Annotated in this window: 12 protein-coding genes; 7 read left to right on the forward strand and 5 right to left on the reverse strand. The window is 65.9% G+C overall.

Annotated features, from left to right (window positions below; all coding sequences use genetic code 11):
• Positions 1–32 precede the first annotated feature (32 nt).
• From WDX12_RS03710 to WDX12_RS03740, 7 genes are all read left to right on the forward strand, one after another.
• Positions 33–815 (forward strand): SDR family oxidoreductase, encoded by a 783-nt coding sequence (locus tag WDX12_RS03710; RefSeq protein ID WP_320296822.1) that lies wholly within the window; start codon positions 33–35, stop codon positions 813–815.
• Positions 812–2,338 carry a mannitol dehydrogenase family protein gene (locus WDX12_RS03715; RefSeq protein WP_434723963.1) on the forward strand — a complete coding sequence of 509 codons (1,527 nt, stop codon included), beginning with the start codon at positions 812–814 and terminating at the stop codon, positions 2,336–2,338. Before WDX12_RS03710 ends, WDX12_RS03715 begins: the two co-directional genes overlap by 4 nt.
• Positions 2,339–2,357: 19 nt before the next feature.
• Positions 2,358–3,269, forward strand: coding sequence for a sugar phosphate isomerase/epimerase family protein (locus WDX12_RS03720; RefSeq protein WP_434723964.1), 912 nt, complete (start codon positions 2,358–2,360; stop codon positions 3,267–3,269).
• Between the two features lie 89 nt (positions 3,270–3,358).
• Positions 3,359–4,393, forward strand: coding sequence for an ABC transporter substrate-binding protein (locus WDX12_RS03725; protein ID WP_434723965.1), 1,035 nt, complete (start codon positions 3,359–3,361; stop codon positions 4,391–4,393).
• A gap of 101 nt (positions 4,394–4,494) precedes the next feature.
• The gene (locus WDX12_RS03730) at positions 4,495–6,039 is read left to right on the forward strand and encodes a sugar ABC transporter ATP-binding protein (protein WP_434723966.1); all 1,545 of its coding nucleotides are present in this window, start codon (positions 4,495–4,497) and stop codon (positions 6,037–6,039) included.
• Positions 6,036–7,022, forward strand: a complete 987-nt coding sequence (locus WDX12_RS03735) for an ABC transporter permease (protein ID WP_434723967.1) — start codon at positions 6,036–6,038, stop codon at positions 7,020–7,022. The genes WDX12_RS03730 and WDX12_RS03735 overlap by 4 nt, the downstream gene beginning before the upstream one ends.
• On the forward strand, positions 7,019–8,005 hold the full coding sequence (locus tag WDX12_RS03740; RefSeq protein ID WP_434723968.1) for an ABC transporter permease: 987 nt from the start codon (positions 7,019–7,021) through the stop codon (positions 8,003–8,005). The genes WDX12_RS03735 and WDX12_RS03740 overlap by 4 nt, the downstream gene beginning before the upstream one ends.
• A gap of 25 nt (positions 8,006–8,030) precedes the next feature.
• Here WDX12_RS03740 and WDX12_RS03745 read toward each other — a convergent pair whose 3' ends face one another.
• The 5 genes from WDX12_RS03745 to WDX12_RS03765 form a co-directional block, all read right to left on the reverse strand.
• Positions 8,031–10,700 (reverse strand): nitrate reductase, encoded by a 2,670-nt coding sequence (locus tag WDX12_RS03745; protein WP_434723969.1) that lies wholly within the window; start codon positions 10,698–10,700, stop codon positions 8,031–8,033.
• 3 nt (positions 10,701–10,703) lie between these two features.
• Positions 10,704–11,033, reverse strand: a complete 330-nt coding sequence (gene nirD, locus WDX12_RS03750) for a nitrite reductase small subunit NirD (protein ID WP_434723970.1) — start codon at positions 11,031–11,033, stop codon at positions 10,704–10,706.
• 217 nt (positions 11,034–11,250) lie between these two features.
• Positions 11,251–13,701 (reverse strand): nitrite reductase large subunit NirB, encoded by a 2,451-nt coding sequence (gene nirB / locus WDX12_RS03755; protein WP_434723971.1) that lies wholly within the window; start codon positions 13,699–13,701, stop codon positions 11,251–11,253.
• A gap of 17 nt (positions 13,702–13,718) precedes the next feature.
• Positions 13,719–15,017, reverse strand: coding sequence for an MFS transporter (locus WDX12_RS03760; RefSeq protein WP_434723972.1), 1,299 nt, complete (start codon positions 15,015–15,017; stop codon positions 13,719–13,721).
• Positions 15,018–15,082: 65 nt separating this feature from the next.
• A complete protein-coding gene (locus WDX12_RS03765) occupies positions 15,083–15,250 on the reverse strand; it encodes a twin-arginine translocation signal domain-containing protein (protein ID WP_434723973.1) in 168 nt (55 codons plus the stop codon).
• Positions 15,251–15,515: the final 265 nt, after the last annotated feature.

Here is a 15,515-nt window from a genome sequence, read left to right on the forward strand (position 1 = left end):
GAAAAAATGGAAACTTTGTTCCGGGAGGAGGAATGGAGGTTCGTCTTGACGGCAAGGTGATGCTGGTCACCGGCGCGACGCAAGGCATCGGCCGGGCGATCGCGGAGACGCTTGCGCGCTCCGGCGCTGAAGGTCTCGTCATTACCGGTCGTGACAAGTTGCGCGGCGCAGAGGCTGCGGCGGCTATTTCGCGGATGGGCACCCCGACAGTCATTGTTCCGGCCGATCTCGCCGACCCCGCTGCGCCGGCGCGGCTGGTGGAATTTTGCATTTCCCACTTCGGCCGCATCGACGGCCTGGTCAACGCCGCCGGCCTGACCGATCGCGCTTCCTTCGTCGATGCCACGCTCGACGATTGGTCGTCGCTATTTGCCGTCAATGCCCGCGCGCCCTTCTTCCTGATGCAGGCGGCGATCGCCGACATGAAGAAGCGCGGCCAGGGCGGCTCGATCGTCAACATCCTGTCGATCAACGCACATTGCGGCTCGCCGGAGCTGGCCGTCTATTCCGCCACCAAGGGCGCGCTGGCGACGCTGACCAAGAACGCCGCCAATGCCCACCGCTTCGACCGCATCCGCGTCAACGGCATCAATGTCGGCTGGACCGACACGCCGGCCGAACGCGTCATGCAGGCTGAGACTCTCGGCCAGGGTCCGGGCTGGCTCGACTCCGCAAACGCGACACAGCCCTTCGGCCGGCTGTTCTCCGTGAACGACATAGCCAATCTTGCCGTCTTCCTGCTTTCCGACGCGGCCGGCCCGATGACCGGCGCGCTGATCGACCAGGAGCAATGGGTGATCGGAGCCAACCGGTGAGCGCCGAGAACCTCAGCCCAGCCCTGCTGGAACGCTTGCCGTCGGAGGTCCGCAGGCCGGCTTACGATCGCGCCGCGCTGAAGCCGGGCATCGCTCATATCGGCGTCGGCGCTTTCCACCGCTGCCATCAGGCCGAATACACCGACGACCTCCTGGCCAAGGATTTCGGCCGCTGGGGGTTGGTAGGCATCAACATAAGGCCACCTTTGCTTGCCGACACGCTCGGCAAACAGGACGGGCTCTACACGCGGCTCATTCGTCAGAACGACGAGGTCGAGGCGCGCATCATCGGCAGCCTCGCGCGCGTCGTCGACAGCCAGGACAATGCGGCGCCGGCGCTGGAGGTGCTCGCCTCGTCCGAGATCGAGATGGTCACCATGACGGTGACCGAGAAGGGCTATTGCCACATCCCGTCGAATGGCGCGCTCGACCTCGACCATCCCGATATCGTCCACGATCTCGCCAATCCCGAAACGCCGCGCAGTGTGCCCGGCATCCTGGCAAGGGCGCTGGAACTGCGCATGGCCACGCATCGCCGGCCGGTGACGCTGCTGTCCTGCGACAACATCCCGACCAACGGCATCATCCTCGGCAACGTCGTGCGCACATTCGCCGAGCGGCGCGGCAGGAGGCTGGCGGACTGGATCGAGGCCAATGTCGCCTTTCCCTCGGCCATGGTCGACCGCATCGCACCGGCGACGACCGAGGCCGATATCGATACGGTCGAGCAACGCTTCGGCTACCGCGACGGCGCCGTGGTGGTGGGCGAGCGCTTCCGCCAATGGGTGATCGAGGACCGCTTCGCCGGCTGTGTGCCGCGCTGGGACCGCGTCGGCGCGACCTTCGTCGACGATGTCACCCCGTTCGAGCACCTCAAGATGCGGGTGCTGAACGGCGCCCAGACGACGCTCAGCTATCTCGGCGTTTTGGGCGGCTTCGAGCACACGTTCGAGACGATCGCCGACCCGCGTCTGGCCCGTTTCGTCCGCCGCATGCTGACCGAGGAAACCCTGCCGACACTCATGCCGGTGCCCGGCATCCAGCCGACGGCCTATATCGAGCAAAGCCTGTCTCGTCTCACCAACATCGCGATCCGCCATCGCAACCACCAGATCGCCACCGACGGCTCGCAGAAGATCGTGCAGCGCCTGCTCAACCCGATCCGCGATCGCCTGGCGAAGGACGAGAGCATTGCGCTCCTCTCGGTGCCCGTCGCCGGCTGGATGGCCTATCTCATCAAGGCATCCGCGCGTTTCGGCCGCGCCTGGCAGGTGTCCGACCCCTTTGCCGACAAGATTGCGGCGATCGCCGACCGCATCGGTTCGGACAGCAAGGTGCTTGTCGATGCGATCCTTGCGATCGACGCCATTTTCGACCCGTCCCTCACCGCCAACGCGACATTCCGGGCCCATGTCGTCGCTGGGCTCGACGGCCTGCTTTCGAGCGACCCGATGGGCTTTGTCGGACAAGTCTTCGCTGGGCCAACCGATGCGCGGTTGAAGCAGCCGGCTCGATCTGCATAGTTGGGAATTGGGAGGGAACATGAAGCTTGGACTGCTGACAGCACCGTTTCCGGATACGCCGCTCGGCGAGGTTGTCGACTGGGCGCGCTCTGTCGGTTTCGAGGCACTGGAAATCGCCTGCTGGCCGAAGACGTCCGGAGCCAGCCGCCGCTATGCCGGCACCAGCCATATCGACGTCGACATCCCGGCGGCACAGGCCAAGGACATCGCCGCCGAGCTCGCTGGCCGGGGCATGACCATCTCCGGTCTCGGCTTCTACCCCAATCCATTGCATCCCGATCAAGCGCATCGCCAAGCGGTGATCGACCACCTGAAGAAGGTGATCGTGCTGGCGAGCCACATGGGTGTGCCGCTCGTCAACACCTTCTGCGGCGGCGACGCCTCGAAGACTATCGACGCCAACTGGGAAGACGCCCAAAAAGTCTGGCCGGCGATCATCGCCCATGCGCGCGAGCATGGCGTGAAGCTCGCCTTCGAGAACTGCCCGATGATCTTCAGCTATGACGAATGGCCGGGCGGGCACAACATTGCCTACTCGCCCTATGTCTGGCGCCGCATCCTCGAGGCCTGGGGCGGCGACGTCGGCATGAATTTCGACCCCTCGCACCTCGTCTGGCAGATGATCGACAAGGAGCGCTTCATCCGCGAGTTCGGCAAGAACATGCTGCATGTGCATGCCAAGGACCTGATGATTGATCATGATGGTTTGTACGAGCGCGGAATCCTTTCGGCTGGCATAGGCTGGCAGGTGCCGCGCATGCCGGGGCTTGGGGATATCGACTGGAGCAGGATTTTTTCGGGCCTCTACCGGGCCGGTTATGACGGGCCGGTCATCATCGAGCATGAGGACCGGCGCTTCGAGGGGACGGATGAAAAGGTCAAGCGCGGCTTCCTGCTTGCCCGCGACGTGCTGCGCCCCTTCATCAAATGAGGAGAGCTTGGTTCCGACCGCGTCGGAGCCCTGGAACTGACCTGAAAAAAGAACTGAACTGAAAAGATCAATTGTGGAGGAGTATTGAAATGAAAAGACATCTGACCGTGGCGTCGCTTCTTGCCGGCGCCGCCTTGCTTGCCTCGGTGGGCGCCTCGGCAGCCGCCGGCAAATACACGATCGGCATTTCCAACACCGTGCAGGGCAACGGCTGGCGCGAGGAGATGATCTGCGCGATGAAGGCGCAGGCGCTCGCTTCGGGCGAGGTGGCGAAGCTCAACATTGCCCACCGCAACACCGACGCCGCCGGCCAGCTCGAGGACATCCGCAACCTGATCAGCGCCAAGGTCGACGCCATCGTCGTCAACCCGGCCGATCCGGCCGGCATCAAAGCGGGCCTCGAGGAAGCCACCAAGGCCGGCATCGTCGTCGTCGCCGTCGACCAGGCAGTGACCGAGCCGTCCGCCTACATCATCTCCAACAACCAGGAACAATATGCCTATCTCGGCGCCAAGTGGCTGTTCCAGCAGATGGGCGGCAAGGGCGAGGTGTTCTATATGCGCGGCGCCGCCGGCGCTTCGGCCGACTCTGATCGCGACAAAGGCTTCAAGAAGGCGCTGGCCGAGTTCCCCGACGTGAAGGTCGCGCAGGAAGTGTTCACCGGCTGGCAGCAGGACCAGGCCAAGCAGCAGATCCTCTCCTTCCTCGCCACCGGCACCCCGATCAACGGCATCTGGACTTCGGGCATCGACAACGTCATCGTCGACGCGCTGGTCGAGCAGCAGGCGCCGATGGTACCTGTGGTCGGCGCCGACAATGCCGGCTTCGTCGGCCAGTTGAGCTCCGTCAAGGGCCTGGTCGGCGCTGCGGTCACCAATCCCGGCTCGATCGGCGGTGCCGGCGTGACGCTGGCCCTGCAGATCCTCGACGGCAAGAAGCCGGCGCAGCAGACCGTGCTGGTCAATCCCGAACTCTGGGAGAACGCCACCGACGCAGGCAAGGCCAAGCTGAAGAGCGTCGTCGACCCCTCGCTCAGCCCCGAATGGCCGGTGTCGATCTCGATCCCGGACTGGACGACCTACACCAAGGACCAGATCATCGCCTGCAAGGGCCCGGGCGAATAAGCGCCTGATCCGAACGCAACCGCGAGGACGCCGGACCAAGGTCTGGCGTCCTTGCCATTTGATTTGGCACGCATAATTTGAGCCGTTAGACCGAGAACGCTTTGACCACTAACCCTCTCCTCGACGCCACCGGCGTAGCGAAGAACTACGGCGCGGTTGCCGCGCTGCGCAACGCCTCGCTATCCGTTTTGCCGGGCGAGGTACATGCGCTGATGGGCGCCAACGGCGCCGGCAAGTCGACGCTGGTGAAGATTTTGACCGGCGCGCTCAAGGCGGATGCCGGGCGCATCCTGATCCGCGGCCGGCAGCTCGACGTCCGCTCGCCGGCCGCCGCCCGCCGCGCCGGTCTGCTGCCGGTCTACCAGGAACCGGCGCTGATCCCCGATCTCGACGTGCTCTCCAATCTCAGACTGACAGGGACGCCGGTCGAGCCGTTCCGCGCCTGGGTGCGCGAGCTCGGCATTCCCGACCTCGATATCCGCGAGACGGCGCGTCACATCCCCTTGGCCATCCTGCGCGTGCTCGACCTGGCGCGTGCTTTAGCCGTCGAACCCGACGTGCTTCTGCTTGACGAGATGACCGCGGCGCTGCCCGCGAACCTCGCCGAGAAGGTGCTGGAAGTCGTGCGCCGCCAGGGCGACGCCGGCCGCTCGGTCATCTTCATCTCGCACCGTTTCGTCGAGATATCGGCGCTCTGCGACCGCGCCACCGTTTTGCGCGACGGCTCCTCGGTCGGTGTCGTCGACATCGAACCGGGCGTCGAGGAAAGAATAGTCGAGATGATGCTCGGCACCCGCATCGAGAAGACACGCGTCGCCGCGCGCGCGACAAACGATGTGGCGGTTGCCGCCGGCGGCCGCCCGCGCCTGTCGGTCCGCAACCTAGAGCTCGGCACCAAGCTCAACGACGTCTCCTTCGATCTCGCCAATGGTGAGGTCGTCGGCGTGTTTGCGCTCGAGGGCCAAGGCCAGGACGAGCTCTTCGCAGCGCTTGCGGGCTCGATCCGTCCGACCGGCGGCACGATCGACGTCGACGGCGCACCGGTGAAATTCTCGCATCCGAGCGATGCCATCCAGGCCGGCATCGCCTATGTGCCGGGCGACCGCGCCGAGGCCTTGGCCATGCAGCGCTCGGTGCGCGAGAACATTGCGCTTCCCTTCAGCGCGGCGCTGCGCAAATGGGGACCGATCCGCATGCGCCGCGAGCAGGTGGTGGTTTCCAGCGCCATCGCCAGATTGCAGATCGATACCCGCGCCCAGGGCGAAGTGCAGCGTCTGTCCGGCGGCAACCAGCAGAAGGTGACGGTTGCCCGCTGGATCGCGGCCAACGCCCGCACCATCCTTTGCTTCGACCCGACGCGCGGCATCGATGTCGGCACCAAGCAGGAGATCTACAAGCTGCTGCGCGAGCTCGCCGGCCAGGGCAAGTCGGTGCTGTTCTACACATCCGAGATGGAGGAGGTGCAACGTGTCTGCGACCGGGTCATCGTCATCTTCGGCGGCCGCGTCGTCGACACTTTCCCGGTCGAGCAAGCCGATGAAGCCGCATTGATGCGCGCCGCCTACGGCCTGCCGCGCGGCGCCAAGGCCGATGTCGGCATCCTTGCCGACGTCAAACCCGGTTCGAGCGCCGAGGCCACGCCATGAGCCGCTTCTTGCGTAACCAGGGTTGGGTCGCAGGCCTCTTCGCCCTGCTGATCTTTCTGTTCGTCGTCACCAAGCTGATCCAGCCAGGCTATGGCAGTGGCGACTTCGGTTCGCTGGCGCGGGCGGTTCTGCCTTACGCCTTTGCCGTCGCGGCCCAGACCGTCGTCGTCATCGCCGGCGGCATCGATCTCTCGGTCGCCGCCATGATGGCGCTGACCAGTGTCACCGCCGCCTCGATGATGAATGGCGCCAGCGAGGAATATGCGCTCTTCGTCGTGCCCTTCGTGCTGGCCATGGGGTTCGTGCTCGGCGCGTTGAACGGCGTCCTCATCGTCGTCACCCGGGTGCCCGACATCGTCGTCACCTTGGCCATGCTGTTCGTGCTGCAGGGCGCGGCGCTGCTTGTGCTTGAAGCGCCCGGCGGCGCCGCCGCCGAATGGCTGAAGGCAAGCGTCATCGGCACCGTGCCGATCCCCGGCCTGCCGGATTGGGCCGATGCCTGGGTTCCCAAGGCGCTGGTGCTGCTCGTCGTCTGTCTCTGCATCGTGTGGATTCCGCTGCGGCGCTCGCGCCTCGGCCTTTCCATCTACGCCATCGGCAGCAACGAGCTCGCCGCCTTCCGCAGCGGCGTGCCGGTGGCGCGCACCAGGATCGTCGCCTATGCGCTCTCCGGCCTGTTCGCGGCGCTCGGCGGCCTGTCGCTCACCGTAAGCACCGGCATCGGCGCGCCCATCCCCGGGCCCTACCTCCTCGCCAGCGTCGCCGCGGTGGTGCTGGGCGGCGTCGCGCTCGGCGGCGGCAAGGGCGGCCTGCTCGGACCGATCATCGCCGTCTTCGTGCTGCGGCTGGTGCGCACCGACCTGACGCTTCTGGCCATCGATCCGAACGTCACTGCGATCATCGAAGGCTTGATCATGGTCGCGGTCGTGATGTTCGGCGCTTTCATCACCATGCGGAGCCGCCCGGCGGGAGCAACGCCATGACCGACATCGCGACCATGCCCCAGCCTGTCTCGTTCGGCCGCCGCATCAAGCGCTTCATGGCGGACCGGCCGCTGATCCCGCTGATCATCCTCTTGATCATCCTCGTGGTGATCCTGCAGGTGCTGCGCCCCGGCATCGTCAACGAGCGCTGGCTCGCCAACACGGCGAAGTTCGCCATTCCGCTGGCGATCCTCGCCGGCTGCCAGACCATGACCATGCTGACCGGCGGCATCGACCTTTCTGTCGGCACTGTGGCGACGATGAGCGCCTTCATCATGGCGACGCAGATCGTCAACCAGGATCCGACGGTGGCTTTCCTGCTGGCCATGCTGCCCGCCGTGCTGATCGGCCTCGTCAACGGCATCGGCGTCGGCGTCTTCCGGGTCCATCCGCTGATCATGACGCTCGGCACCAGCCTGATCGGCACCGGCTTCCTGCAGGTCTACCAGCGCACCGTGATCGCATCGGGCGCCAAGATCCCGGATTTCCTTAACTGGCTGGGCACCGGGGTGACCTACGGCTTCCCGAACGCCCTGTTGCTGTTCGTGCCCGTCGCCGTGCTGATCGTCTTCATGCTGAACCGCACCGGCTTCGGCCGGCTGCTCTACGCCGTCGGCGACAATGAGCGCGCGGCGCGCCTCTCCGGCGTTCGCTACTGGCAGGTGATCACCGCGCTCTACGTCCTTTCCAGCCTGCTCGCCGGCATCACCGGCCTGCTCTATATCGGCCTGATCAAGGCGCCCTCGCTGTCGCTAGCCGAACCGCTGGTGCTGCCTTCGGTGGCCGCCGCCGTCATCGGCGGCACCTCGATCTTCGGCGGCCGTGGCGGCTACACGGGCACCATTATCGGCGCGCTGATCCTGACCGTGCTGACGACGCTGCTCACCATCCTGCAGATGCCCGAAGGCGGCCGCCGCATCCTGTTCGGCTTCATCGTGCTGTTCGTGACCGCGGCCTATCTGCGGATCGTCGAGGACCGGTAGAACCGGGCGAATGTGCGGGCACGGCTCACTCCGCTGCCTGCACCTGGCCGGCATCGATGATCGTCCTGATCTCGGAGCGGCATGAACCGCAATTGGTGCCGGCACGCAGCGTCGAGCCGATCGCCTCCAGACTGTCGCATCCGGCGGCGACCGCGGAAGCGAGCTGGTTCGCGCCGACATGGAAGCATGCGCACACGACGCGCCCGATGGCAGGCATGGGCACCGGCGAGCGGCCGGATAGAAGCGCATGGCGATCGGTCGCCGACAGCGGCTGGCGCTTGGCGAGCAGCGACACCAGCCAATCGCGCGCCGGCAGCTGGTCCGGGGCGGCAACCAGCAAGGCTTCCGCCATGGCACCGCCATCGTCGATGGCAGCCGCGCGATAGGCGAGCCCGCGGCGATCGGTATATTCCAGAAGCTGATCCCGCCGCTGGACGCCGAGCAGCTTGCGCGCCAGAAGAATGCCCTGGTCCGGCGGCTCGGTCCCGGTCAGCTCGTAGACCCAGCCGCCCTCGACCGCATGCCGGCTCCAGTGGACGAAACCCGTTGGCCTGAGATCGCGGCGGGTGATCAGCACGCCGGCCCATCCGGTCTCTTCCCGCACGATCCGGACCGGAACATGCTTGAGCTCCGGCTGACCGGAATGCGCATCGGTGACCGGTGAGGACAAGAGGCCAGCCGCGGCCTTGGCCGCGAACTGCCCGCTCCAATGCATGGGCAGGAAAGCCTGGCCGCGCCGCTGGGCCTCGGTCACGCGCACCCTGGCGCGGACGAAGCCGAAGCGGGTTGAAAGATGAGCGAGGTCGCCGTCCTTGAGACGGTGCGCGGCCGCATCGGCCGGATGGAGATCGACCTCCGGTTCCGGCGCGTTCGCCATCAAACGCGGCACGGTCCCCGTTCGCGTCATGGTGTGCCACTGGTCGCGCAGCCGGCCGGTGTTCAGGGCGAGCGGATAATCGGCATCGACGGTGAAAGCCGTCGCTTCCTGCCGCACCGCCACGAAGCGCGCGCGGCCGTCGGGCGTCGGGAAGCGGCCATCGGCGAACAATCTTGTCTGCTGCTCGCATCGTTCCGACGCAGGCCAGTGGCGCGGCGCAAAGGTGGTGTAGTCCGCGTCGCTGAGATCAGCCATGTCGCCGAGGTCGAACAGGCGCTCGCCCCTGTTCTCGAACGCCGAAAGCGCGGCATGCTCGCGGAAAATCTCGACCGGCGATTGGTAGCTGAAGCCATCGCCGAAGCCCATGCGCGCGGCAACCTCGCAGACAATGCGCCAGTCGGCTGTCGCCTCGCCCGGCGGCGGTTGGAACGGCTGCTGACGCGAGAGGCGCCGCTCCGAATTGGTGACCGTGCCGTCCTTCTCGCCCCAGCCGGCGGCCGGCAGCAGCACGTCGGCATAGCGCGTGGTATCGGTGCGCGTCACATCCGAGACGACGACGAAATCGCATTTGGACAAGGCAGCGCGTACGCGCGACGCGTCCGGCATCGAGACCGCCGGGTTTGTGCCCATCACCCACAGTGCCTTGATGCGACCGTCGGCGACCGCCTGGAACATGTCCACCGCCTTCAGGCCGCCGCGTCGCGCGATGTTGGGCGCCTTCCAGAAGCGCGAGACACGGTCGATGTTGGCCGGATCCGCGAAGTCCATATGCGCGGCGAGCTGGTTGGCGAGACCGCCCACCTCGCGGCCGCCCATGGCGTTCGGCTGGCCGGTGATCGAGAACGGCCCCCTACCCGGCTTGCCGATGCGGCCGGTGGCGAGATGGCAATTGATGATGGCATTGACCTTGTCGGTCCCGTGCGCCGATTGGTTGACGCCCTGGCTGTAGACGGTGACGGTCCGCCCGGTCCCGGCGAAGAGATCGTAGAAGGCCTGGACGTCGGCGATCGCCAGCCCGCACCCCTTCGCGACGCGGGCGATCGACGGCGCGTCGGCGCCGGCGAGCGAAGCCGCTGCATCGAAGCCCGATGTGTGGTCGCGGACGAAGTCGCCATCGATCTTTCCGGCCTGCGCGAGATGCGCGAGCAGCCCGTTGAACAACAGCACGTCGGTGCCTGGATCGAGCGCCAGATGCAGGTCGCACTCGTCGGCCGTGGCGGTGCGGCGAGGATCAATGACGACGATCCTGGTGCCGCGTTCGCTGCGCGCCGCGAGCATGCGCTGGTAGAGTACCGGATGGCACCATGCGGTGTTGGAGCCGGTCAGCACGATGAGGTCGGCGTGCTCGAAATCCTCATAGACCCCAGGAACAATGTCCTCGCCGAAGGCGCGGCGGTGGCCGGCGACGGACGAAGCCATGCAGAGCCGCGAGTTGGTATCGATGTTGCCGGAGCCGATGAAGCCTTTCATCAGCTTGTTGGCGACGTAATAATCCTCGGTCAGCAGCTGGCCGGAGACATAGAAGGCAACCGAATCCGGCCCGTGCTCGGCAATCGCCCGCGAGAACTTTTCGGCGACGAGGTCGAGCGCTTCGTCCCAACTCGCTTGCCTGCCGAGAACTTCCGGATGCATCAACCGGCCTTCCAGTCCGAGCGTCTCGCCAAGAGCCGAACCCTTCGAACAGAGCCGGCCGAAATTAGCCGGGTGCTCGGGATCGCCGCGGACGCTTGTCGTGCCGTCCGCGGCGACCTCGGCCAGCACGCCGCAGCCCACCCCGCAATAGGGGCAGGTGGTCCTCACCTCGCGTGCCTCTTCCATGCCTCAGGCCGCTTTCGAAGCCAGCGCTTCGAGCGCGATGAAGAGCCGTTCACCGTCGACCTTGACGGGAAGCGTCCTGACCGAGCCCTCATCCGCGCCGAGCGCCTTGCCGGTTTCCAGCGAGATCACCCAATTGTGCAGCGGGCAGGTCACCGCCGCGCCATGGACGATGCCCTGGCTGAGCGGCCCGCCCTTGTGCGGGCAGTGGTCGTCCATGGCGAAGACCTGGTCGTCCGCCGTGCGGAAGACGGCTACCTTGCCTTGCGGTGTGACGACGCACCGCGCGCCGCGCAGAGGAATGTCGGCGATGGTGCCTATGGCGATCCAGGTCATGCGGCCGTCCTCGTCTTTGGCTGATAGGAATGCGCCCAGGCACCCCCCTCTGTCCTGCCGGACATCTCCCCCGCAAGGGGGGAGATTGGCAGCTTGGGCGCTCCGCCCAATCCTGCAGCGTTGGAGATTGGCGAAAGCCGGGATGACATCCGATCTCCCCCCTTGCGGGGGAGATGGCCGGCAGGCCAGAGGGGGGTGCCTCGCTCAGACCTCTCCATCATTCCGCCGCCTCCGCAAACCCCACCGACGCCATCGGCCGGAACTCATGCTTGTCCTTGCCGGAGACGCGCTCCGACCACGGATCGACCTGGGCGAATTTCTGGCTGAAGACGAAGCGCTCGAAATAGGCCTGGCGCTTGTCGGCATCGTCCAGGATCTGCTTCTTAATCTCGGCGGTGCCGATGCGCTTGGCCCATTTGTAGATGCGCTCCAGATAGCGGGCCTGCTCGCGATACATCTGGACGAGCGCCACGATCACCTCCAGCGCCTCGTCCTCGGTCTTCACCAGGGCGAGCACTTCCGTGCCCTTGATGTCGAGGCCCGCGGCACCCGCAAAATGGATCTCGTAGCCTGAGTCGACGCAGACCACGCCGACATCCTTGCAGGTCGCCTCCGCGCAATTGCGCGGGCATCCCGACACCGCCATCTTGACCTTGGCCGGCGTCCAGGAACCCCACATGAACTTCTCGATGCGGATGCCGAGCCCGGTCGAATCCTGCGTGCCGAAACGGCACCAGTCGGAGCCGACGCAGGTCTTCACCGTGCGCAGGCCCTTGGCATAGGCGTGGCCGGAGACGAAGCCGGCCTTGCCGAGATCGGCCCACACCGCCGGCAGGTCTTCCTTGCGGATGCCAAGCATGTCGATGCGCTGGCCGCCGGTCACCTTGACCATCGGGATCTCGAACTTGTCGACCACATCGGCGATGGCGCGCAATTCGCCGGCGCTGGTCACGCCGCCCCACATGCGCGGCACCACCGAATAGGTGCCGTCCTTCTGGATGTTGGCGTGCACGCGCTCGTTGATGAAGCGCGACTGGTAGTCGTCGGCATATTGGTCCGGCCAGTCGCAGACGAGATAGTAGTTGAGCGCCGGCCGGCATTTGGCGCAGCCGCAGGAGGTCTTCCACTCGAGCTCCTGCATGATAGCGGGGATCGTCTTCAGCCCCTTCGCCTTGATCAGGCGCCGCACGTCGTCATGGCCGAGGCCCGTGCAACCGCACATCGGCTGCACCGCCGCCGGATTGTAGGCTTCGCCCAGCGTGAGTTTCAGCAACTGCTCGACCAGACCCGTGCACGAGCCGCAGGAGGCCGAGGCCTTGGTGTGGGCGCGCACGTCGTCGAGCCCGGTCAGCCCCTTGCCGGTGATCGCGCCGGTGATCTTGCCCTTGCAGACGCCGTTGCAGCCGCAGATTTCCGCATCATCCGCCAGTGCCGCAACGGCTGCCAAAGGGTCCGAGGAAGCGCCTCCCTGGAACGCCTGTCCGAAGATCAGCGTATCGCGCATCTCCGATATGTCGGTCGCTTTCTTCTTGAGGTCGTTGAACCAGGCGCCGTCGCCCGTCTCGCCGAACAGAACCGTGCCGATGATGCGGTTGTCCTGCAGCACGAGGCGCTTGTAGATGCCGGCGGATGCGTCGCGCAGGATGATCTCCTCGCGGTCCTCGCCATCGGCGAAGTCACCCAGCGAATAGAGATCGATGCCCGTGACCTTGAGCTTGGTCGGGGTGTCGGAGTGAACGAAGCGCCTGTCCTCGCTGTCCGCCAGCCCGGCCGCCGCGACGCGAGCCATCTCGTAAAGAGGCGCGACCAGCCCGTAGACGTGGCCGCCGACCTCCGCGCATTCACCCAGCGCCATGATCGCCGGATCCGAGGTGCGCATGCGGTCGTCGACGACGATGCCGCGATTGACCTCCAGCCCGGCCTCCTTGGCTAAAGCGGTGCTCGGCCGGATGCCGACCGCCATCACCACCAGCGTCGCCGGGATGGTCGTGCCGTCCATCAGCTCGACGCCCTCGACCTTGCCATTGCCGACAATGGCCTTGGTGTTGGCCTTGGTCATGACCTTGATGCCGCGCGCCTCGACCGCCTTCTGCAGCAGGTAGCCGGCGGCCGGGTCGAGCTGGCGCTCCATCAGCGTCGGCATGACGTGCAGCACGGTGACGTCCATGCCGCGTTCCTTCAAGCCGGCCGCGGCTTCGAGGCCGAGCAGGCCGCCGCCGATGACGATCGCCTTGGCGCGCGATTGCGCGGCAAGCAGCATGGCGTTGACGTCGTCGAGGTCGCGATAGCTGAGCACACCGGGCAATTCCTTGCCCGGCACGGGAATGATGAAGGGGACCGAGCCGGTGGCGATGACCAGACGGTCGTAGCTTTCGGTCACGCCGTGGTCCGACGTGACGGTCTTCGCTTCCCTGTCGATTGCGACGATCCGGTGGCCCTTGTAGAGGGTGATGCCGTGCTTGATGTACCAGCCGTCGCCATGGATGACGATCTCCTCGAACGCCTTCTCGCCCGACAGCACCGGCGACAGCATGATGCGGTCGTAGTTCACGCGCGGCTCGGCGTTGAAGATGGTGACGGCGTAGCGGTCGGGCGCGGCCTCCAGCAGGTGCTCGAGCATCCTGCCCGGCGCCATGCCGTTGCCGATAATGACGAGTTTTTCGGTCATGTCCGGTCTGCTCCGATCTATTCGGCGGCGTAGGAAAGGGACGCGTTGTCGACGGCGGCGCGCTCCATCCGGCGGATGGTGAAGTGCATCCAGACGAGGCACGAGCCGACGATCAGGAAAAGCAGCATGAAGCAGCTCGACCAGACGCCGGTGAGGTCGTTCAGCACGCCGAAGGCGATCGGCAGGATGAAGCCGCCAAGGCCGCCGATCATGCCGACGACGCCGCCGACCGCGCCGACGCTCTGCGGATAGTAGACGGGGATGTGCTTGTAGACCGCGGCCTTGCCGAGGCTCATGAAGAAGCCGAGCACTGAGGCCACCGCGATGAAGGCGAGCGGGCCGATCTCGAAATGGAAGGGGATCGGCCCGCTTATGCCGCGCACGACATAGTCTGCCGAGGGGAGAGACAGAACGAGCGTCGCGACGGCACAAACGCTGAAGGTCCAATAGAGCACGGTGCGGGCGCCGATGCGGTCGGACAGCACGCCGCCATAGGCGCGGAAGATGCTGGCCGGGATCGAATAGGCGGCGCCGATCATGCCGGCGGTGGCGATGCCGAAGCCGTAGACGCCGATCAGGTAGCGCGGCAACCACAGCGACAGCGCCACGAACGCGCCGAAGCAGAAGAAATAGTAGAAGGCGAAGCGCCAGACCTGCAGGTTCTTCAGGGGTGCGAATTCCTGCCAGAAGCTTCTCGCCGGCATCGCCTTGCCGGCGCGACGCTCGCGGATGACCGGGTCGTCGCCGGTGGTGAACCAGAAGATGATCGCCATGACGACGAGCGCGGCGGCCCAGACCAGCGCAACCGACTGCCAGCCCCAGGCGAGCAACACGAGCGGCGCCAGGAACTTGGTGACCGCGGCACCGACATTGCCGACACCGAAGATGCCGAGCGCGGTGCCTTGTTTTCCTGCCGGGAAGAAGCGCGACACATAGGCGACGCCGACGGCGAAGGAGCCGCCCGCGAGCCCGACGCCAAGCGCGGCCAGCAGCATCTGCGCGTAAGTGTGGGCGAAAGCGAGCAGGAAGGTCGCGACCGCCGCGGCGAGCATGGTGGCGGTGTAGACCAGGCGGCCGCCATAGCGGTCGGTCCACACGCCGAGCACCATGCGCACGAGCGAACCGGTGAGGATCGGCGTGCCGACCAGCAAGCCGAACTCGGTCTCGTTCAGGCCGAGTTCCTGCTTGATGCGAACGCCGATGATGGAAAAGATCGTCCACACCGCGAAGCAGACGGTGAAGGCGATGGTGGACATGACGAGCGCCTGCCGGGAAGCACTGTCCTGGCTGGGCGCGGCTGGGAGGTTTGCGGTCATGGTCGGCTCCGGTTTGCGGTGTGGGAGGCACCGCGTGTTGTGTTGATCAAAAATCGCGGCATCGGTCAGCGCGACAGGGCTTGCGCGGTCACTTGCGAACCCTCGCCTTCGGCCTCGTGGCTGGCGGGAAACAACAGCAGCGCGGCGATGAACAGCACCGCCGTCAGCGCGCTGCTCGCCAGGAAATCGCGGCGGGTGAAATCCTTGAGCGAAGGTCCGATCCGTTTCGTCATCGTCGTCTCCGGTCCAAAACGAAAAAAGCTGCCGTCCAGGCCCTCTCGCGTCCGTACATCCGGGATCGCGTGGTGACCTGAGCGGCAGCTTTGCCTGTGGCGCCCGCCATTGGACGCCTGTTCAATTGCCCACGAGGGGCCTGGTGATTTCAAAGCACGAAGCGTGCCAGTTTTACGCGGAAGCTGAATCTCAAGAAAAATCAATGCGGTATAAGTTTTGACCTTCGACCGCGCCGAGCGGCAACCCGGTCAAACATTGATCAAT

Origin of the sequence: Mesorhizobium sp. RIZ17, from assembly GCF_051127865.1 — a bacterium.
GTDB classification, from domain to species: Bacteria; Pseudomonadota; Alphaproteobacteria; order Rhizobiales; family Rhizobiaceae; genus Mesorhizobium; species Mesorhizobium humile.